The sequence below is a fragment of the Leifsonia sp. GW821-FHT13C09 genome (assembly GCF_058806435.1).
On the sequence record NZ_JBXAPS010000001.1, the window covers coordinates 1,611,866 to 1,631,426 of the forward strand.

The following is a 19,561-nucleotide window of genomic DNA, read 5'->3' on the forward strand; positions in this document are numbered from 1 at the left end:
TACGGCGACCACCGAGATCTACACTTACAATTCCTCGTCGGCAGCGTCAGATGTGGAGAAGAGACAGGCCCGGCTCCCCACCCCCACCGTCTTCTCCCCGGAGGCCGCACATGTCAACGTCGAACGTCGTCGCCCCCTCACCAACAAAGAACAGGCCGCCCGAGCAGCGCGCCGGAGTCAAGCACAACCGCCGCCAGCAGAGCCGCTGGGCCCTGTACCTCATCATCCCCACGCTGATCCTGCTCGCCGTCGTCATCGGCTACCCGATCGTCAGTGCCGTGGTGATGTCGTTCCAGAAGGACGCCGGCCTCGATCCCGCGACGGGCCTGTTCGTCCAGGGCGGCTTCGCCGGATTCCAGAACTACGCCCACTGGCTGTTCCAGCAGTGCCAGGGACCGAACGGCACGACGGTGTCGTGCCCACCCGGCAACCTCGGCTCCACCTTCTGGAGCGCGGTCGGGGTCACCTTCTTCTTCACGATCACGACCGTGGTCCTCGAGACCGTCCTCGGCCTCTGGTTCGCGCTCATCATGAACCGCGCCTTCCGCGGCCGCGGCTTCGTCCGCGCGGCCATCCTGATCCCGTGGGCGATCCCCACCGCCGTCACCGCGAAGCTGTGGTTCTTCATCTTCTCGGTCGCCGGTGTCGCCAACGCCGTGCTCAACGCGCACATCCTCTGGACGAGCGACGAATGGGCATCGCGGTTCGCGGTCATCATCGCCGACACCTGGAAGACCACGCCGTTCATGGCGCTGCTCATCCTGGCCGGCCTCCAGATCATCCCGGAGGACGTGTACGAGGCGGCGAAGATGGACGGGGCCAGCACGTGGCAGCGCTTCTGGCGCGTCACGATGCCCCTGCTGAAGCCGGCGCTGATGGTCGCGGTCCTGTTCCGCGTGCTCGACGCGCTCCGCATCTACGACCTCCCGCAGATCCTCACGGGCGGCGGCGGAGGCAACGGCCACGCGACGACCACGCTGTCCATCCTCGTGGTCAATCAGATCAGGCAGGGCTTCAACAGCGCTGCCGCCCTCTCCACCATCACGTTCATCCTGATCTTCCTGGTCGCGTTCATCTTCGTGCGATTCCTCGGCACGAACGTGGTGCGAACGCAGGAGACACAAGCGAAGGGAGCGAAGGGATGACCACCGTCGCCGGGCCCGCATCGGCCACCGCGGAGGCAGAGGCCCTCCCCCGCACGCGCACCAAGAACCGCACCAGGTCCCGCAACCGCAACCAGATGACCCGCACGCTGCTGCAGGCGCTGGTGATCGTGGTGTGGTGCCTGCTGCCGTTCTACTGGATGGTGGTGACGTCGTTCCGCGACGTCGGGTACACCAGCGACAACACGCCCTGGTTCACCCACATCACGTTCGACAACTACGTGACCGCCCTCTCGACCAACCTGGGCAACCACCTCGGCCAGGCGCTGCTGAACTCGCTGTTCATCGGCATCTGCGTCACGGCGATCTCCCTCATCGTCGGCATCTTCGCCTCGTACGCGCTCGCGCGCCTCGAGTTCAAGTTCAAGGGCATCATCCTGGGCATCATCCTGGCCGCCTCGATGTTCCCGGGCGTCGCGCTCATCACCCCGCTGTTCCAGCTGTTCACGAACATCGGGTGGATGGGCACGTACCAGGCGCTGATCATTCCCGAGATCTCGTTCGCCCTGCCGCTGACGGTCTACACGCTCGTCTCGTTCTTCCGCGAGATGCCGTGGGATCTGGAGGAGGCCGCCCGCATCGACGGATGCACGCAGGCGCAGGCGTTCCGCAAGATCATCCTGCCGCTGGCCGCTCCCGCGGTGTTCACGACCGCGATCCTGGCGTTCATCTCCTCGTGGAACGAGTTCCTGATCTCCAGCCAGCTGTCCAGCGACGCGACGCAGCCGGTGACGGTGGCGATCGCCTCCTTCACGGGCAGCCAGCCGCACCAGGAGCCGTACACCGCCGTCATGGCGGCCGGTACGATCGTGACCGTCCCGCTCATCATCCTGGTGCTGATCTTCCAGCGCCGGATCGTCGCGGGCCTCACGGCCGGTGGAGTGAAGGGCTGAGCGGATGCGAAGGAACGACCCGAAGGAGTTCGTCGACCTCGGACTGGGGTTCGTCGGCTTCTTCGCGGTCGTCTTCGTGATCATCACCGCCTCCTGCGAGCTCACCGGCCAGCCCGCGCTCACGTGGGCTCTGGTCTCGCTCGTGCTCGTGGTCGTCTTCATCCTCCTGCTGCAGGCGCGGCGCCGCATCCAGGCGTCGCGCCTCCGGGCGGAGGAAGCGCGAGCGGGCCAGGACTCCTGACGGGGGAAGCATGGCAGGAATCGAGGAGGTCGCGCGCGCGACCGGGGTCTCGACCGCGACGGTCTCGCGCGCGCTCCGAGGCCTTCCGAACGTCTCGGACACCACCCGGGCCGCGGTCCGGCGCGCCGCCGACGAGCTCGGCTACGTCGCGTCGTCCAGCGCGTCGGGACTGGCCAGCGGCCGCACCCTGGCGCTCGGGGTGGTCGTGCCGTCGGTCAGCCGCTGGTTCTACACGCAGGTGCTGGAGGGTGTCGACGCGGAGCTGCGCTCGGCCAGCTACGACATGATCCTGTTCAACCTGGGCGGCCACCGCGGCGACCGCGAGCGGGTCTTCCACCGCAGCATCCTGCGCAAGCGCACGGACGCGCTGCTGGCGCTGTGCCTCGACTTCACGCCCGACGAGCGCGAGCAGCTCGCGTCGCTCGGTCACCCGACCATCGTCGTCGGCGGCCCGGTGAAGGGCCTGCGCAGCGTCGGGATCGACGAGAAGGCGACGGCCAAGGAGGCCACGAACCACCTGATCGGGCTCGGCCACACCGAGATCGCCCACCTCGGCGGCGAGGACGAGGAAGGCCTCAACAGCAACGTGCCGGCCGGGAGGCTGCGCGGCTTCGAGAAGGCCATGCGATCGGCGCACCTCCCCGTGCGGCCGGAGTGGGTCATCCCCGGCGGGTTCTCCCTGCCCGAGGGCCGCGCGGCGATGAACCGGCTGCTCGACCGCCCGGGCCCGCGGCCGACGGCGGTGTTCGCCGGCTCGGACGAAATGGCGATGGGCGCCATCCTCGCCGCAGGCGACCACGGGCTGCGCGTACCGGACGACCTCTCCGTCATCGGGATCGACGACCACGACTACGCGGAGTGCTTCGGGCTCACGACGATGGCGCAGAGCCCGTTCGAGCAGGGAGCGGTGGCGACACGCATCCTCCTGGACGAACTGGCCGGCCGCGAGCCCCGCGCCGGCTCGGTGCGCTCCTCCGCGCACCTGGTCGTCCGCACGTCGACCGCGCCGCCCCGCTGAGGCCTTCGAGTTCGTACACTTTGCGCAAATCATTGCCGATTTGCACGAATCGGGGCGGATATGAACGATCGACGCCCACCGATCTGAAACAATGGGTCACGCGGCCGTTGGCCGATCGCGCCTTTCGGGTAGGCACGATCGACCGCCGACAGTCCGTCCGTACCGACGCTTCGGCGCGTACGGGAAGAGCCGCCCTGACTAGGACAGGGCGGCTCTTCGCTTTTTGAACCGGTTCAGGGTTTATTGTCGCCGTTCCTGAGTCGGAGACTGGGGCGACGCGCTTCGGCGGCGCGGCTCGGTCAGTCCGCGTCGGCGACGGCCAGAATCTCCGCCTCCTGCTCCAGCGTCTCGTGCGGGGCGTCGACGCGCTTGAGGTGCTTGTGGCCGAACATCACCAGGGCGGCGGCGATCAGGACCGAGACGGCTCCGGCATAGAACGGCGTCGACCGGGCGAACAGGCTCGCCAGCAGTGTCGCCGCGGGCGGGGCGATCGCGCCGCCGAGGAACCGGACGCCGGAGTACGCGCTCGACGCGACCGACCGCGGCAGGTCGGTGGCCTCCATCACGCACTCGGTCAGCACCGTGTTCAGAATGCCGAGCAGCAGGCCGCCGACGATCACGCACACGATCAGCGCGACCAGCGAGCCCACCAGCAGGCCGGCGGCGGCGAGGTCGATCGCCAGGAGCGGCATGATCAGCCACAGCACGCGGGTCCGCGGCAGCCGCACGGTGAGCAGCGGCGCGACCCAGACCGACGTGATCGCGAGCGCGACGCCCCAGCCGAAGAAGATCAGGCCCAGCGTGATCGCGTCCTTGACACCGAGGTCGGCCAGCGCGAACGGCGTGTACGCCAGCAGGACGAAGAAGCCGATGTTGTAGAACAGCGCGGCGGCGGCCAGGAAGCCGAGCGCGGGCCGGCCGAGCGCCCGGAACGGCGCGGAGAGCCTCGTGGGGACGGGCTTCTCGGGGTTCTTCTTGAGCATCACAACGATCGCGATGAAGCCGATCGCCATCAGGGTCGCGGTGCCGAAGAACGGGCCGCGCCAGCTCCAGCTTCCCAGCAGACCGCCGAGCAGCGGGCCGATGGCGATGCCGAGGCCCAGCGCCGCCTCGTAGAGGATGATCGCCGCCGACGTCCCGCCCGCCGCCGCGCCGACGATGGTCGCGAGCGCCGTGGAGATGAAGAGGGCGTTCCCGAGGCCCCAGCCGGCGCGGAAGCCGATGATCGACCACACGTTCTGCGACAGCCCGGCCGCCAACGCGAACACCACGATCAGCGCGAGACCGATCAGCAGCGTGCGCTTGGCGCCGATGCGGCTGGAGATCCAGCTCGTGAAGAACATCGCGACACCCGTGATCAGCAGGTAGCTCGTGAAGAGCATCTCGGTCTGCGTCGGGGTCGCCTTCAGGCTCGCGGCGATGGCCGGGAGGATCGGGTCGACGAGGCCGATGCCCATGAAGGCGATGACCGACGCGAACGCGACGGCCCAGACGGCGGTCGGCTGCTTGAGGATGTTGTCCGGCTTCTGATGGGACATGGACGGGTGAGGCCTCCTAGGTCTGTGAAGCGAGAAGAGTGAACGGTGAGGTGAATCCTCAGCGGCCGTCGACGGCGGCCGATGTCGCGGCCGACAGGTCGACGCGGGACGCGATGATCTCGACGGTGGCCCGCATCGCGGCCAGCTCGTCGTCGCGGAGGTCGGCGAACATCGGCACGAGCGCCTCCGAGAGCGTGTCGCGCCAGTCCTGGAGCGCCGCGGCGCCCTTCGGGGTGATCGCGATCTGCCAGGCGCGGGCGTCGTCCACGTCGGCGATGCGCTTGACCCACTCCGACTCGACCAGGTTGCGCACCAGCTTGGTCATCGTCGGCTGGGACACGCGGCTCTGGGACGCGAGCTCGCCGAGCCGCATCGCGCCGACCGACTGGAGCACGCTGAGCGTCCGCCAGACCGCCGGGGACTCAGTGCTGCCCGTGACGCGCGCGGCCAGCCGGGTGAGGCGGTGGCTCGCGACGACGAGGTCGCCGAGGGTCTGGCGGAGCTGGGTGGTGTCGGTGGGCAAGGTTTTGGTCACGCAGACAATTATATATAGCTTGTCTATATAAATCAAGCGCGTCCGGACACTGACATGTCGGCTGGTTGAATCGCCGGATGACTTCCTCCGACCCGGCCGGCGACGGCGCGTACCACAAGGGCCTCAAGCGACGGCACATCCAGATGATCGCCATCGGCGGCGCCATCGGCACCGGACTGTTCCTCGGCGCCGGGGGACGCCTCAACTCCGGCGGCCCCGGCCTCCTCGTCGTCTACGCGGTGTGCGGAGTGTTCGCCTACCTCATCCTGCGTGCGCTCGGCGAACTCATCCTGCACCGTCCGGACTCCGGCTCGTTCGTGTCGTACGCACGGGAGTTCTTCGGCGAGAAGCTCGCGTTCGTGACCGGCTGGATGTACTGGATGTACTGGGGCATGATCGGCATCGTCGACGTGACGGCTGTCGCCCTCTACATGCACTTCTTCGGCAAGTACATCCCGGTCATGGCCGAGATCCCGCAGTGGGTGTTCGCGCTGCTCGCCCTCACCGTGGTGCTGCTGCTCAACCTGCTCTCGGTGAAGGTGTTCGGCGAGCTGGAGTTCTGGTTCGCGCTGATCAAGGTCGTCGCGCTCGTCGCGTTCCTGGTGATCGGCGTCGCCTTCGTCGTCTGGGGCACCCCGGTCGACGGCCGCACGCCCGGCTTCGCGCTGCTCGCGGACCACGGCGGCCTCTTCCCGAACGGGCTGCTCCCGCTCATCCTCGTGGTCCAGGGGGTCGTGTTCGCCTACGGCGCGATCGAGCTCATCGGCACGGCCGCGGGCGAAACCGAGAACCCGGAGAAGACCATGCCGCGCGCGATCAACACGATCCTGGTGCGGATCGCGCTGTTCTATGTCGGCTCCGTCCTGCTGCTCTCACTGCTCCTTCCCTACACCGCGTTCAAGAAGGACGAGAGCCCGTTCGTGACGTTCTTCTCATCCATCGGAGTCGAGGGCGCCGACGCGATCATGAACCTCGTCGTGCTGACCGCCGCCCTCTCGTCGCTCAACGCCGGCCTCTACTCGACCGGCCGGATCGCCCGGTCGCTGGCGTTGCGCGGTGCGGCCCCCCGGTTCGCGCTCCGGATGAACAAGGCCGGGGTGCCCTACGGGGGCATCCTCATCACCGGCGTGGTCGCCCTGGCCGGCGTTGCCCTGAACCTGGTGATGCCGGGCGACGCGTTCGAGGTCGGGATCAACCTGACCTCCATCGGGCTGCTGTGGGCCTGGGCGATCATCGTGGTCTGCCAGCTGAGACTGCACTCCCTGGCGAAGGCCGGGAAGATGGCCCGGCCGTCGTTCCACATGCCGGGCGCGCCGTTCACGAGCTATCTGACGCTCGGCTTCCTCGCGCTGGTCGGCGTGCTGATCCTGCTCGACTGGCCGATGGGCACCCTCACGGTCGGCACCGCCGTCGTGGTCGTGGTCCCCCTGCTCATCGGCGGCTGGTTCCTGGTGCGCGGCCGCGTGCAGGCGCACGCGGCTCAGGAAGCGGAGGCCGCGTCGCGGGAGTCGACGTCCGTCGTGCGCTGAGCCAGCAGGAAGGCCTGGCGCGACTTCTCCGGCGCGATCCGCTCGCGGGTCGCCTCCGCTACGAGCGAGAAGCCGGCCGCGGTCAGCCGCTGCTTCACCCGGTCGGGCGACTGCCGCCGGGTGCGGAGGTCGAGCTCGTGGCCGTACGCCTGCCGCAGGTGCACCACGTCCTCGTCGCCCTGCTCGCTCACCTGGAACGCCAGCAGCAGCCGGCCGCCCGGGCGCAGCACGCGGGCGAACTCGGCGAACACGGCGTCCTGGCGATCCTGCGGGATGTGGATGATCGAGTACCACGCCAGCGCGCCCGCGAGCTCGCCGGCGCGGAACGGCAGCGCCGCCATCGACGCGACCTCGAACGGGATGCCCGGATGGTCGCGCCGGGCGACGTCGATCATCCCGGGCGACAGGTCGACACCGCGCACGTCGACCCCGATGCCGGCGAGGAACCCGGAGACGCGGCCGGGGCCGCAGCCGAGGTCGGCCACCGCTCCCCCGCCGTCGCCGGCGACCTGCTCGGCGAAGGCGGTCAGCAGAGCCCGCTCGATCGGGAGCTTCTCGAGTTCGCCCGCCAGCAGCGCCGCGTAGTCGTCGGCCACCAGGTCGTACGCGACGCGCGCCTCGTGCTCACTGTCCACCCGTCCGACCCTAGGACGCCGAAACGCCCCCGTCCGAGCAGGACGGGGGCGTTTCGCGTGGTTCGGGTTACCGCAGGTACCGGTCGTACAGGAGGGTCCTGCGGCAGAGATCCGGCGGGTGGGCGCCGCTGTCGCGGTCGTCACCGTGCAGGAGCGCGGCCCCGAGTCCGCGCAGGGTGGAGGCGAACGTGCGCCAGGTATTCATCGTGGTTTCTTCTTCCGGTCGTGCGTCCTTGCACACCGATGCACGCGGGCAGGCGCGATCGGACGCTCTGGTGGGGACGAGCGTCCGCGCCGCGCCTTCGCGGTTAAACCACGAAGGGCGCCGCCCCGTTACGGGGGCGACGCCCTCCACAACGCGGAACACTCTGTTACAGAAGGAGTCCGCGTCGCGTGGCTGTGTCAGCCTGCGGTAGAAGAAGCCCCGATGGGGCGTCGACTACTTGAGGGTGACGGTGGCGCCAGCCTCTTCGAGCTGAGCCTTCGCCTTCTCGGCGGTCTCCTTGTTGGCGCCCTCGAGCACGGTGCTCGGTGCGCCGTCAACGAGGGCCTTCGCCTCACCGAGGCCGAGGCTGGTGAGGGCGCGCACCTCCTTGATGACCTGGATCTTCTTGTCACCGGCGGCCTCGAGGACGACGTCGAACGAGTCCTTCTCCTCGACCTCTTCGGCAGCGGCGCCCGCACCACCGGCGGCCGGGGCGGCCACGGCGACGGGGGCGGCGGCGGTGACCTCGAAGGTCTCCTCGAACTTCTTCACGAACTCGCTGAGCTCAATGAGCGTGAGCTCCTTGAACGCGTCGAGCAGCTCCTCAGTCGACAGCTTTGCCATGATTTTCTCCTTAGTGTGTGTGGTTACTCACCGCTGCGGGATCCTTGCGGACCTTACGCAGCGGACTCCTGCTTCTCACGCAGCGCGTCGACCGTGCGAACGGCCTTCGACAGCGGTGCGTTGAACAGATATGCGGCTCCGAACAGCGAGGCCTTGAAGGCGCCGGCCAGCTTGGCCAGCAGAACCTCACGGGACTCGAGGTCGGCGAGCTTGCCTACCTCTTCTGCGGTCAGCGGGTTACCGTCGAAGTAACCGCCCTTGACCACCAGCAGAGGGTTTGCCTTGGTGAAGTCGCGCAGAGCCTTCGCGACGGCGACGGGGTCGCCGTGAACGAAAGCGATCGCGGACGGCCCGACCAGCTCGTCGTCGAACGACGAGATTCCCTGGTTGTTGGCCGCGATCTTGGTCAGCGTGTTCTTCACCACGGCGTACGTCGCGTGCTCACTGATGGACTTGCGCAGCGTCTTGAGCTGAGCAACAGTGAGACCGCGGTACTCGGTCAGCAGAACGGCGGTCGAGCTCTCGAACAGTCCTTCGAGCTCGGCGACCGTGGCTTCCTTGTTCGCCATGGCTACTCCTCGGTTGTCTTCTCGCACACCGCGGGAGCGGCGTGCGCCTCGACCGCGGGCAAAGAAAAAAGCTCCGGCGCAGGGGCACGGAGCTCGACTCGCAGAGAACTGCGGGAATCACTTCACACACCTGCGCGGGCGCCCACCTGAGTGGATCTTCGGACATGCACGCATGTCGACCAGCGGTCTTCGGCTCCGTCAAGCGTACGGGATGGGGCGCGCCGCACGCAAATCCGGCGCTGCGAGGTGGGCGCGCAGGAAGTCCCCGACGTCTCTGCCGAACCGCGGGTGCAGTGCGACGCCGGCGTGGGAACGATTGAGGTAGACCACGTGCGAGGCGCGCGGGAGCCCGCGGACGGTCTCCGCGGCGAGCTGCAGCGGATAGAAGAAGTCGCGGCCGCCGGAGACGACCAGCGCGGGCGCCGAGACGCGGGAGAGCCGGTCGCGGACGTCGTAGCCCTCCTCGGCCTCCACGAGGGCGCGCAGCCCCTGCGGGTCCGCGGGGCCGGGCAGCAGGCGGGTGAGCAGCCGGACCGCCGGGGCCAGCAGCGGGGCGTCCATCGTCGCGAGCGCGAGCTCGGTCGTCGCGCCCGGCTCGCCCGCGCTGAGGCGATCCGCATAGCGGCGCTGGGCGGCCCGGCCGTTCGCCCCGAGCACCGCGGCCCCTGCGGCGACGACCAGGGAGCTCACCAGGTCGGGATGGTCGACGGCCAGCTGGAGGGCGATGCTGGCGCCCGTGGACACGCCCATGATCGCCGCCGGCGTGCCGAACCGGCTGCGCAGCATCGTGGCATAGAGGTCGGCGACCTCCGCCATCGTGGCGCCCGGCTCGAGGCGCGCCGGCCGCCCGACGGCATGGACGCGGTGGGTGCGCGCCGGGCCGGTGACGATGACGCGCTCGGTCAGCGCGTCCAGGCCGCGCGCGCGGCCGGGCTCGGACGGCAGGCCGCGCAGGTACACCAGCGGAGGCGCGGCCGGGTCGCCATAGGCGACCGTGGGCAGGATGGTCCCCGTCACTCCCGGTCCGCTCCCTCTGGGGCGCTCTCGGACGTCAGGGCGCTCTCGGACGTCAGAGCGCTCTCGGACGTCAGGGCGCTCTCGGGTGCGAGCGCGCTCTCGGTCGTCAGGGCGCTGTCGGGCTCCCCCGCCACGTCCTCGACCGTCGCGGGCGGCAGCACGGACGCCTCCGGGGGACGATCCTCCACCAGCGGCAGCCGGACCGTGAAGACGGTGCTGCCCGGCTCGCTGGTCAGAGTGACCGAGCCGCCGTGCGCCTCCACCACCGCCCGCACGATGGCGAGCCCCAGCCCGGTCGATCCGGTCGCCCGGTTGCGGCTGCTGTCGCCCCGGGCGAAGCGCTCGAACAGCGTCCCCTGGAGGCCCTCCGGGATGCCGGGGCCGTCGTCCGAGACCGTGACCACGGCCTGCCGGGCGACGTCGTCCAAGGTGAGCGCGGCGACCACGGTAGTGCCCTCCGGCGTGTGGACGCGGGCGTTCGCGAGCAGGTTCATCACCACCTGGTGGAGGCGCGGGGCGTCGCCCAGCACTTCCACCGGCTCCTCGGGCAGGACGATCCGCCAGGTGTGGTCGGGCCCCGCCGCGTGCGCGTCGCTGAGGGCGTCGATCAGCAGCAGCGACAGGTCCACAGGGTCGCGGTCGAGCTCGCGGCCCTCGTCCAGCCGCGCGAGGAGCAGTAGGTCCTCCACGAGCGAGGTCATCCGCGTGGCCTCCGACTCGATGCGGCCGAGCGAACGGGTGACGTCCTGCGGCAGCTCGTGCGGCGAGCGGCGGGTGAGCTCGGCGTAGCCGCGGATGGACGCCAGCGGGGTCCGCAGCTCGTGGCTGGCGTCGGCGACGAACTGGCGCACCTTCTGCTCGCTGGCCTGGCGGGCGGTCAGCGCCGAGGCGACGTGGCCGAGCATCCGGTTGAGCGCGGAGCCCACCTTGCCGACCTCCGTGTGCGTGTCGGAGTCCTCCTCGGGGACGCGCACCGACAGGGCCACGTCGCCACGGTCGAGCGGCATGTGCGCCACCTGCTCCGCGGTCTCCGTGACCCGCGCGAGCGGCTTCATGGCGAGGCGGACGACGAAGCTGGCGATGAGGAACGCGAAGACCAGGCCCGCGAGGGTGACCAGCGCGATCACGAGCGTCAGCTGCTGCGTGGTCGCGTTCACCTCGCTGAGCGGGAGGCCGATGATGACGCTGTCGCCGTTGTCGAGCGGGGCGGCCGCGATCCGGTAGGAGCCGAGGGAGGCGCCGAGGTCGACGGTGCGCGGCTGTGAGTCGGCGGGAACGGTGAGCAGCGCCATTCCGTTGATCGTGACCCGCTGCGGCCCGAGCGGCTGGTCCGTCGACGGCGACGACCGATCGGACAGGATCACCGGCGGGAACAGCAGGCTGCCGTTCGAGCTGCGCACGGCGCCGAGCGTGCCGGTCGGCTGGCCCGGCGTCGTCACGACGCCCTGGGCCTCCGGCACGGTGGGCCCACCCGCGTTGATGCGGTCGGCGGTGTGCTGCCCGCGCACCAGCGCGCTGGTGAGCTGCTGGTCCAGCCGCTCCACGAGGTAGTTCTGCAGCGCCAGCACGCTGAACGTCCCGATCACTGCGCCGAGCACCGCGAGCATCGCCACGACGACGAGCACGACACGGCTGCGCAGCGTCCAGCTGCGGAACGGACGGAGACCGAAGCGCCGGGCGCGCTCACGGCCGGGGGTCGGGGCGCCCGCAGAGCGGGCAGCGGTCATCGCGCGGCCTTCACCATGTAGCCGGCGCCGCGCACGGTGTGGATCATCGGCGGACGGCCGGCGTCGATCTTCTTGCGCAGGTAGGAGATGTACAGCTCGACAACGCTGGAGGAGCCACCGAAGTCGTACGACCACACGCGGTCCAGGATCTGCGCCTTGCTGAGCACGCGCCGGGGGTTGCGCATGAGGAAGCGCAGCAGCTCGAACTCGGTGGCGGTGAGCTGGATGGGGTCGCCGTCGCGGTGCACCTCGTAGCTGTCCTCGTCCAGCACGAGGTCGCCCACGATCAGCACCGGGTCGTCCTGGTCGGCGATGGCTGCGCGTGACCGGCGCAGCAGGCCGCGGAGCCGGGCGACGAGCTCCTCCAGGCTGAACGGCTTCGTGACGTAGTCGTCGCCGCCGGCGGTGAGCCCGGCGATCCGGTCGTCGAGCGAGTCCTTGGCGGTGAGGAACAGGACGGGCGCCTCGTTGCCGTCGGCGCGCATCCGGGAGAGCACCTGAAGCCCGTCGATGTCCGGCAGCATGATGTCCAGCACGACCACGTCCGGCTTGAACTCGCGCGAGAGCTGCAGCGCCTGCTGCCCGTTGGACGCGGTCTTCACCTCCCAGTCCTCGTAGTGCAGCGCCATCGCGAGCAGATCGGTGAGCGTCGCCTCGTCATCCACGACGAGGACACGGATCGAACTCCCGTCGGCACGGCGCAGGAGGGTACGGGGCTGGCTGGAGGGGCCGGAGGCGGCTCGGGTGTTGATGGTCACCTTTCCCATTATGAGGAGGGGGATTGATGGTGTCTTTGCGAAAGCTATGGAGAGTCTGAGAAGGGTGGAGTGCACTCGGTAGATCCATTGCCTCGCCACAGTGCCCGGCAAAGCCCCGGCCCTACCGTCGCGTTCAGTCACCCCTTTCCGACCCAGAGATATGGAAGCCAATGTTCGGGACATATCTGCGGCGCGAGCTCCTCAATCGCCGCAAGCAGACGGTCATCATCGCGATCGGCATGGCCCTCGCGATCGCGCTCGTCATCATCGTCAACGCGGTCTCCGCCGGTGTGAAGGACGCGCAGGCGAGCGTGCTGCAGTCCGTCTACGGCGTCGGCACCGACATCACCATCACTCAGCCGGCCACCGCGCAGAACGCGACCACCCAGCAGGGCGCCGGCGGAGGCCCCCGCTTCGACTTCGGGGCGAACTCGGGGACCGACACCGGCTCCGGGCGTCAGGTGAACACCTCCCGCTTGGAGCCCACCCGCGGGGCCACCGTGATGGACGCCTCGACGCTCACCACCGCGTCGAAGGTCCGGAACGTGCAGTCCGCCGCCGCGGTGCTATCGCTGACCAACACCAGCTTCAGTGGCACCCTCCCGAACTTCCAACAGCTCCGCGAGCAGCGTCAGGCCGGCGGCTCGACGGCCTCCACGCCCCCGCCCACCGGCGGAGCGGATGGAGCGGGCGGCAGCTCGTTCACCGTCGACTCGTTCTCGGTGATGGGACTCGACCCGGGAGGCAAGTCGGTCGGACCGCTCTCGTCCGTGACACTTTCCAGCGGTCGCACCTTCACCGCGGCGGACAAGGCGGCCGACGTCGTCGTGCTCGACGCCGCGTACGCCAAGACGGCCTCCAAGGCGGTCGGCGACACCGTGACCATCGGCGGCACCGACTTCACGGTGATCGGCATCGTCTCCGCCACGGGGGCCGACTCCACCACCGCGGCGAACGCCTACATCCCGCTCGGCGTCGCGCAGACCCTCTCCGGCCAGGCCTCGAAGATCTCCGCCGTCTACGTCACGGCGGCGTCGTCGAGCGACATCGACCAGCTCAAGGCCGACCTGAGCAAGGCCCTCCCCGGTGCGACCGTCAGCACGCAGGCCGACCTGGCCTCCAGCGTCTCCGGCTCGCTCGGCAGCGCAGGCCAGCTCATCGCCAACCTCGGCACCTGGCTCTCGGTGATCGTGCTGGCTGCGGCATTCCTCATCGCCATCCTGTTCACCATCTCCGGCGTCACCCGACGCACCCGCGAGTTCGGCACCCTGAAGGCGATCGGCTGGTCCAACCGCCGCATCACCGGCCAGGTCGCGGGCGAGTCGATCGTGCAGGGCCTGATCGGAGGCGTCATCGGCGTCGCCGTCGGACTCCTCGGCGTGCTGGTCGTCAACATCGTCGCTCCGACCCTGACCGGCAGCGTGGGCTCCGGCTTCGCCAACGCTGCCGGCCAAGGGACGGGCGGAGTCGGGACGGGAGGCGCGGGCACGGGGCAGACCGGCGCCGGCACAACCGGCGGCTTCGGGGGCGGCGGCTTCGGCGGCGGGAACGGCGCGTTCGCCGGCGCACGCCGGGCCGCCTCCCAGACCACGGCCGACATCGCCCTGCACGCCCCGATCACGGTGTGGATCATCGTCGGGGCCGTAGCCCTCGCCATCCTCGGCGGTCTCATCGCCGGCGCGATCGGCGGCTGGCGCGCCTCCCGCCTCCGTCCCGCCGCCGCCCTGCGCTCGGTCGCCTGAGCCGACCACGACCTGAAGGAGTCTCGTGTACACCCTTACGAACGTCACCAAGAAGTACCGCCAGTCCAAGCGCGAGGTCGTCGCCCTCGACGATGTCACCCTGGAGATCCCGGACGGCCAGCTCGTCGCCATCCAGGGCCCGACCGGCGGCGGCAAGTCCACCCTGCTGCAGATGCTGGGCGCGCTCGACCGGCCCACCTCCGGCTCGGTGGAGCTCGGGTCGGCCAGCCTGTCGAAGCTGGGCGACGGCACCCTCACCGGCCTCCGGGCCACCGAGATCGGCTTCGTCTTCCAGGGCTTCAACCTGATCCCGACGCTGACGGCTCAGGAGAACGTGGAGACGGCGCTCGCGCCGCTCAAGGTCAGCACGGAGGAGCGCAAGCGCCGCGCGGCCGAAGCGCTCGCCTCCGTCGGTCTCGCCGACCGCGGCAGCCACCTCCCGTCCGAGCTCTCGGGCGGGCAGCAGCAGCGCGTCGCGATCGCCCGCGCGCTGGTGAAGGACCCGGAGGTGCTGCTGGCCGACGAGCCCACCGGCAACCTGGACGAGGAGACCCGCGACGAGATCATGGACCTCCTCGAGGGCCTGTGGCGCGACCGCGGCCTGACGGTCGTCGTCGTGACGCACGACACCGCCGTGGCCACGCGCGCCCAGCGCCGCCTCCACATCGCGCACGGCCAGGTGAAGGAGGTCGCGTAGCGCCCGTCAGGTCGGGGTCGCGACCACCGTCATGCCAGCGGCCTCCGCGAGGAGGACGGCCTGGCGCTCGTCGATGGTGGCGCCGCGGAGGCCGACCTCGGCCGGGTCCACGCCGGTCAGGTCGCTGCCGACCAGGTTCGCCGCGAAGAAGTCGGCGCCGGTGAGCACCGCCGCCGACAGGTCGCACCCGGCGAACACCGCCTCGCCGCAGCGCGCCCGGCTGAGGTCGGCCTCCCGGAGCTTGACGCCCGTGAACTGGACGCCGCGCAGCTCGGCGCGGCCGAGGTCCACGAACGACCAGTTGCCGCCCTCCACCTTCAGGAGCGGGAACTCGCAGCCGCTGAAGCTGCTGCCGGTGACCTTGCACCGCAGGAACGTCGCGTCGAAGAAGTTGCAGCCGACGAACGTGCAGTTCACGAAGGCGCTGTCGGTGTGCTCGCTGACGTTGAACCGCACCGAGCGGAACGTGCACGCGGTGAACGTCGCTCCCGTCGAGCGGACCTCGGTCAGGTCCACGTCGATGAACTCGACGCCGTCGAACTCGAGCCCGTCGAGGTCGCGGCCGTACCAGTCCTCGCCCCGGATGATGTCCACGAACGCGAGCCTACCGGGAGGCCCCGACCTCAGTCCTGGTTGCTGAACGCCGCGTCGAACGACGCCGTCGGCAGCTTCCACAGCAGCGAGCGGATGAATCCGACCGCCTCGGCGGCGCCGTGCAGGCGGTCCATCCCGGCGTCCTCCCACTCGACCGAGATGGGGCCGGTGTAGCCGATCGACTCCAGCGCGCGGAAGGAGTCCTCCCACGGCACGTCCCCGTGCCCGGTCGAGACGAAGTCCCAGCCGCGGCGCGGTTCGCCCCAGGGCAGGTGCGAGCCGAGCACTCCGGCGCGGCCGTTCTTCGGGCGCAGGCGGGTGTCCTTGCAGTCGACGTGGTAGATGCGGTCCTTGAAGTCCACGATGAAGCCGACCGGGTCGATGTCCTGCCACATCATGTGCGACGGGTCCCAGTTGAAGCCGAACGCCTCGCGGTGGTCGATCGCCTCCAGCGAGCGGACGCTGGTCCAGTAGTCGTACGCGATCTCCGACGGGTGCACCTCGTGCGCGAACCGCACGCCCTCGCCGTCGAACACGTCGAGGATGGGGTTCCAGCGGTCGGCGAAGTCCTGGTAGCCGGCGTCGATGACGGACGCGGGCACCGGCGGGAACTGCGCGACGTACGGCCAGATGCTGGAGCCGGTGAAGCCGACGACGGTGTCCACGCCGAGCTTGCGGGCGACCTTCGCGGTGAGCTTCAGCTCCTCCGCGGCGCGCTGGCGGACGCCCTCCGGGTCGCCGTCGCCCCAGACCTTCGAGCCGACGATCGCCTGGTGGCGGAAGTCGATCGGGTCGTCGCAGACCGCCTGCCCCTTGAGGTGGTTGGAGATCGCCCAGACCTTCAGTCCGTACTTGTCGAGGATGTCGAGGCGCCCCTGGAGGTAGGCGTCGTCCTCCGCGGCGCGCCAGACGTCGAGGTGCTCGCCCGAGCAGGCGATCTCCAGGCCGTCGTAACCCCATTCGGAGGCGTGCTTCGCGACCTCCTCCAGCGTGAGGTCGGCCCACTGGCCGGTGAACAGGGTGACCGGGTGCGTGCGGCCCGACTCGACATCAGTCATCAGTTGGTCTCCATCTCGATCCAGGTGCCCGACTCGGCCGAGTCGATCACGGCGTCGGTGATCCGGACGGCGCGCAGGCCGTCCTCGAAACGCGGCAGGCCGTCGGGGGTCTCCCCCGCGACCGCGGCGTAGCTGTCGGCGACGAACGCGTTGAACGCGTCCTGGTAGCCCTGCGGATGCCCGGAAGGCACCACGCAGAGCCGCGCGGCGTCGGCGCTGAGCTGGTCGGCGTCGCGCGGGATCAGGAGGCTGCCCGAGCGGCGGCCGATCCAGAGCGTCTCCGGCTGCTCCTGGTCGAAGGCCACGCTCTCGGCGCTGCCCGCGATCTCCAGCCACAGCCGGTTCTTGCGGCCGGGGGCGACCTGTGACACGAGCAGAGTGCCGATCGCTCCCGACACGGTCTCGATGACGACCGCGGCGGCGTCCTCCGTGGTGATGCCCGCGTGGGAGGCGCGCTCGGCGAACACCGTGCGCTTCGTGGCGGAGAGGCGCGCGACCCGATCGCCGCTGACGAACTCCACGAGGTCGACCAGGTGCGAGCCGATGTCGGCGAACGCGCGCGAGCGGCCGCCCTGCTCCGAGTCGACGCGCCAGTTGTCGTCACCGGAGGCCAGCAGCCAGTCCTGGAGGTAGGAGGCGTTCACGGTGAGCACCTGGCCGGCGTCGCCGGACGCGAAGCGCGCCCTGGCCTCCCGGACCAGCGGGTGGAAGCGGTAGACGAACGGCACGGTCGCGGTGCGCCCCGCCGCGGCGGCGACCAGCGCCTCCGCGTCGCCGACCGTCGTAGCGAGCGGCTTCTCGCAGACGACGTCCTTGCCGGAGGCCAGCACCGCGGCGGCCTGCGCGGCGTGCAGCGCGTTCGGCGTGGTCACGTGGACGACGTCGATCGTGTCGTCGGCGAGCACCTCCTCCAGCGAGTCGTACGCCCGGCCGATCCCGAGGCGCTCGGCCGCGGTGGCCGAGCGCTCCGGGGAGGACGAGACGATGCCCGCCAGTTCGGCGCGCGCGGCCCGCGCCGCGCGCGAGTGCACCTCCGCCATGAATCCGCCGCCGACGATCGCGACGCGCAGCCGCGCTCCGGCCGCGCTCTCGTCCCGCCGGCTCAGTCCACCCGACTCGCTGCTCACACTGCTCCGTTCGTCCGTCGATCCCGCATCGTTTGGCGATCCGGCACGTCAGGCCAGGGTCGCCGCGCGCGGGTCCCAGTCCTCCGGCAGCGCGGGAGCGACTTCGACGGTGCTCTTCACGTCCACCGGGGTTCCGGACTCGCCGGCCTCGATGGTCGCGACCATGATGTCGAGGACGTGGAAGGCCTGCTCGCCCGAGGCGCGCTCCGGCACGCCGGCGCGGATGGCCCGCGCCAGCTCGACGACGCCGATGCCGCGGCTGCTCGTGGTGCCGGTCGACGGCAGCGTCTCGACGCCGTCGGCGCCGTGCACCAGGAGGTCGCCCTCGAAGGTGTTCGGGTCCGGGACGACGAGGGTCGCCTCGAGGCCGGCGACCTCGAACTGCGTGCGGCCGAGCTTGGAGTCGAAGCTGAAGATCGACTGCGCGGTCTGGCCGCTCTCGAACTCGTAGAGGGCGCTGACGTGGGTCGGCACGGTGACCGCGAACGACTCGCCGGCCCGCGGGCCGGAGCCGATGACGCGCGACTCCTTCGCCTTCGACGCGACGGCGGACACCCGCTTGACGGGGCCGAAGAGCTGCACCAGCGCCGTGAGGTAGTACGGACCGATGTCGAACAGCGGTCCGGCGCCCTCCTGGAACAGGAAGTCGGGGTTGGGGTGCCACGACTCCGGACCGGCGCTCTGCATCAGGGTCAGCGCGGTCAGCGGTGCGCCGATGGCGCCGCTCTCGACCAGGCGGCGGGACGACTGGATACCGGCGCCCAGGAAGGTGTCGGGCGCCGTGGCGACGCGCAGGCCCTTCTCGTGGGCGGCCTCCAGAAGCTGCTGACCGCTGGTGCGGTCGAGCGCGAACGGCTTCTCGCTCCACACGTGCTTGCCGGCGGCGAGCGCCTGCAGCGCCACCTCCACGTGCACCTTGGGGATGGTCAGGTTGACGACGATCTCGATCGCGTCGTCCGCCAGCAGCTCCTCGACGGTGCCCGAGCCCGGGACGCCGTACTTCTCGGCCTGGGCCTTCGCGCGCTCCAGGTCGATATCGGCGACGAAGCGCACGTCGAGGTCCGGGAACGCGGTGAGGTTCTCGAGGTACTGGTTGCTGATGACGCCGGCGCCGATGAGGCCGACGCCGACGCGGCCCGTGCCGGTCACGCGAAGGCCTCGGTGGTGAGGAAGGCGTAGCTGTCGGCGACGGCCTGGAAGCGGTCGCCGCGGGAGTCGTCCAGCTCGATGACGCGGAGCGCGTCCGGAGCGGCCGCGATGATGGCGGCGACGGGCACGGTGCCCTGGCCGACGGCGACCTGGTCCTTGGTCTCGGTGGTGCCGGGGCCGTCCTTGATGTGGAGGGCGACGACGCGGTCGCCGAGCTTCGTGAGCAGCTCGACCGGGTCCTTGCCGCCGACGATCACCCAGTAGGTGTCGACCTCGAGGACGACCTCTGGCGCGAGCTTGCTCGCGAAGTACTCGAGCGCGGTGACGCCCTCGATGGTGCTCTCGAGCTCGTGGGCGTGGTTGTGGTAGCCGACGCGGACGCCGTGCTTGGCGGCGACCTGGGCGGCGGCGTTGAGGGCGGCGGCCGTGGCCTCCACGTCCGCGGCGGTCTGCCAGCGCTCGGCCGGCACGTGCGGGTCGATGACCGTCTGGATGCCGAGGTCGGCGGCGGCGGCGAACACGGTGTCCAGGTCGTCGCGGCCGATGAAGCCCTGGTGCGTGGTGGGCGCGGTCAGGCCGGTCTCGGCGAAGCCCTGGCGGAGGCCGTCCGCGAAGTCCAGGAAGCCGAAGGGCTCGACCTGGGTGAAGCCGATGTCCGCGATGCGGCGAAGGGTCCCGACCGTGTCCTCGGTCAGAAGCTCACGGACCGTATAGAGCTGCACGGAGAGTTTTGACGTCGACA

At 70.2% G+C, this 19,561-nt stretch carries 21 protein-coding genes; 7 read left to right on the forward strand and 14 right to left on the reverse strand.

What is annotated here, in order from left to right; genetic code table 11:
* The first annotated feature begins 110 nt into the window (after positions 1–110).
* Genes AC1ROW_RS07785 through AC1ROW_RS07800 form a run of 4 tightly spaced genes read left to right on the forward strand, consistent with a single transcriptional unit; the run spans position 111 to position 3,315 of the window.
* On the forward strand, positions 111–1,145 hold the full coding sequence (locus tag AC1ROW_RS07785; protein WP_493018257.1) for a carbohydrate ABC transporter permease: 1,035 nt from the start codon (positions 111–113) through the stop codon (positions 1,143–1,145).
* On the forward strand, positions 1,142–2,056 hold the full coding sequence (locus AC1ROW_RS07790) for a carbohydrate ABC transporter permease (RefSeq protein WP_493018258.1): 915 nt from the start codon (positions 1,142–1,144) through the stop codon (positions 2,054–2,056). The genes AC1ROW_RS07785 and AC1ROW_RS07790 overlap by 4 nt, the downstream gene beginning before the upstream one ends.
* Before the next feature lie 4 nt (positions 2,057–2,060).
* Positions 2,061–2,297, forward strand: a complete 237-nt coding sequence (locus tag AC1ROW_RS07795) for a hypothetical protein (protein WP_493018259.1) — start codon at positions 2,061–2,063, stop codon at positions 2,295–2,297.
* A gap of 10 nt (positions 2,298–2,307) precedes the next feature.
* A complete protein-coding gene (locus AC1ROW_RS07800) occupies positions 2,308–3,315 on the forward strand; it encodes a LacI family DNA-binding transcriptional regulator (RefSeq protein WP_493018260.1) in 1,008 nt (335 codons plus the stop codon).
* Between the two features lie 299 nt (positions 3,316–3,614).
* On the opposite strand, the gene AC1ROW_RS07805 is transcribed toward AC1ROW_RS07800, so the two are convergent.
* Together AC1ROW_RS07805 and AC1ROW_RS07810 are read right to left on the reverse strand one after the other, a co-directional pair.
* Positions 3,615–4,853 carry an MFS transporter gene (locus tag AC1ROW_RS07805; protein WP_493018261.1) on the reverse strand — a complete coding sequence of 413 codons (1,239 nt, stop codon included), beginning with the start codon at positions 4,851–4,853 and terminating at the stop codon, positions 3,615–3,617.
* Positions 4,854–4,911: 58 nt separating this feature from the next.
* Entirely contained in the window at positions 4,912–5,388 is a 477-nt protein-coding gene (locus AC1ROW_RS07810) for a MarR family winged helix-turn-helix transcriptional regulator (RefSeq protein WP_493018262.1), read from the reverse strand.
* A gap of 77 nt (positions 5,389–5,465) precedes the next feature.
* Between AC1ROW_RS07810 and AC1ROW_RS07815 the strand changes: the two genes are divergently transcribed.
* The gene (locus AC1ROW_RS07815) at positions 5,466–6,917 is read left to right on the forward strand and encodes an amino acid permease (RefSeq protein ID WP_493018263.1); all 1,452 of its coding nucleotides are present in this window, start codon (positions 5,466–5,468) and stop codon (positions 6,915–6,917) included.
* Here AC1ROW_RS07815 and AC1ROW_RS07820 read toward each other — a convergent pair.
* The 7 genes from AC1ROW_RS07820 to AC1ROW_RS07850 all read right to left on the reverse strand — a co-directional run bounded on the left by AC1ROW_RS07820 (position 6,869) and on the right by AC1ROW_RS07850 (position 12,461).
* Positions 6,869–7,552, reverse strand: a complete 684-nt coding sequence (locus AC1ROW_RS07820; RefSeq protein WP_493018264.1) for a class I SAM-dependent methyltransferase — start codon at positions 7,550–7,552, stop codon at positions 6,869–6,871. The two genes, AC1ROW_RS07815 and AC1ROW_RS07820, sit on opposite strands and share 49 nt — an antisense overlap.
* Positions 7,553–7,619: 67 nt before the next feature.
* Positions 7,620–7,757: a hypothetical protein gene (locus AC1ROW_RS07825; RefSeq protein ID WP_493018265.1), complete on the reverse strand. Its 138-nt coding sequence runs from the start codon at positions 7,755–7,757 to the stop codon at positions 7,620–7,622.
* Positions 7,758–7,991: 234 nt separating this feature from the next.
* Positions 7,992–8,381: a 50S ribosomal protein L7/L12 gene (rplL, locus tag AC1ROW_RS07830; protein WP_493018266.1), complete on the reverse strand. Its 390-nt coding sequence runs from the start codon at positions 8,379–8,381 to the stop codon at positions 7,992–7,994.
* A 53-nt stretch (positions 8,382–8,434) separates the two neighbouring features.
* Positions 8,435–8,950, reverse strand: coding sequence for a 50S ribosomal protein L10 (rplJ, locus tag AC1ROW_RS07835; RefSeq protein WP_055917683.1), 516 nt, complete (start codon positions 8,948–8,950; stop codon positions 8,435–8,437).
* Between the two features lie 198 nt (positions 8,951–9,148).
* Positions 9,149–9,967: an alpha/beta fold hydrolase gene (locus tag AC1ROW_RS07840; protein WP_493018267.1), complete on the reverse strand. Its 819-nt coding sequence runs from the start codon at positions 9,965–9,967 to the stop codon at positions 9,149–9,151.
* Complete coding sequence (locus AC1ROW_RS07845) at positions 9,964–11,694, reverse strand: sensor histidine kinase (protein WP_493018268.1); 1,731 nt, start codon at positions 11,692–11,694, stop codon at positions 9,964–9,966. Before AC1ROW_RS07845 ends, AC1ROW_RS07840 begins: the two co-directional genes overlap by 4 nt.
* Positions 11,691–12,461 (reverse strand): response regulator transcription factor, encoded by a 771-nt coding sequence (locus tag AC1ROW_RS07850; RefSeq protein ID WP_493018269.1) that lies wholly within the window; start codon positions 12,459–12,461, stop codon positions 11,691–11,693. The genes AC1ROW_RS07845 and AC1ROW_RS07850 overlap by 4 nt, the downstream gene beginning before the upstream one ends.
* A gap of 161 nt (positions 12,462–12,622) precedes the next feature.
* Here AC1ROW_RS07850 and AC1ROW_RS07855 point away from each other — a divergent pair, with 161 nt between their 5' ends.
* Together AC1ROW_RS07855 and AC1ROW_RS07860 are read left to right on the forward strand one after the other, a co-directional pair.
* Positions 12,623–14,194, forward strand: coding sequence for an ABC transporter permease (locus AC1ROW_RS07855; RefSeq protein WP_493018270.1), 1,572 nt, complete (start codon positions 12,623–12,625; stop codon positions 14,192–14,194).
* 25 nt (positions 14,195–14,219) lie between these two features.
* Entirely contained in the window at positions 14,220–14,891 is a 672-nt protein-coding gene (locus tag AC1ROW_RS07860; protein ID WP_493018271.1) for an ABC transporter ATP-binding protein, read from the forward strand.
* A 6-nt stretch (positions 14,892–14,897) separates the two neighbouring features.
* Here AC1ROW_RS07860 and AC1ROW_RS07865 read toward each other — a convergent pair whose 3' ends face one another.
* Genes AC1ROW_RS07865 through AC1ROW_RS07885 form a run of 5 tightly spaced genes read right to left on the reverse strand, consistent with a single transcriptional unit; the run spans position 14,898 to position 19,541 of the window.
* Entirely contained in the window at positions 14,898–15,485 is a 588-nt protein-coding gene (locus AC1ROW_RS07865; RefSeq protein WP_493018272.1) for a pentapeptide repeat-containing protein, read from the reverse strand.
* Between the two features lie 29 nt (positions 15,486–15,514).
* Positions 15,515–16,543, reverse strand: coding sequence for a sugar phosphate isomerase/epimerase family protein (locus AC1ROW_RS07870; RefSeq protein ID WP_493018273.1), 1,029 nt, complete (start codon positions 16,541–16,543; stop codon positions 15,515–15,517).
* Positions 16,543–17,670 carry a Gfo/Idh/MocA family protein gene (locus AC1ROW_RS07875; RefSeq protein WP_493018274.1) on the reverse strand — a complete coding sequence of 376 codons (1,128 nt, stop codon included), beginning with the start codon at positions 17,668–17,670 and terminating at the stop codon, positions 16,543–16,545. The genes AC1ROW_RS07870 and AC1ROW_RS07875 overlap by 1 nt, the downstream gene beginning before the upstream one ends.
* A gap of 48 nt (positions 17,671–17,718) precedes the next feature.
* On the reverse strand, positions 17,719–18,819 hold the full coding sequence (locus tag AC1ROW_RS07880) for a Gfo/Idh/MocA family protein (protein ID WP_493018275.1): 1,101 nt from the start codon (positions 18,817–18,819) through the stop codon (positions 17,719–17,721).
* On the reverse strand, positions 18,816–19,541 hold the full coding sequence (locus AC1ROW_RS07885; RefSeq protein WP_493018379.1) for a sugar phosphate isomerase/epimerase family protein: 726 nt from the start codon (positions 19,539–19,541) through the stop codon (positions 18,816–18,818). Before AC1ROW_RS07885 ends, AC1ROW_RS07880 begins: the two co-directional genes overlap by 4 nt.
* Positions 19,542–19,561: the final 20 nt, after the last annotated feature.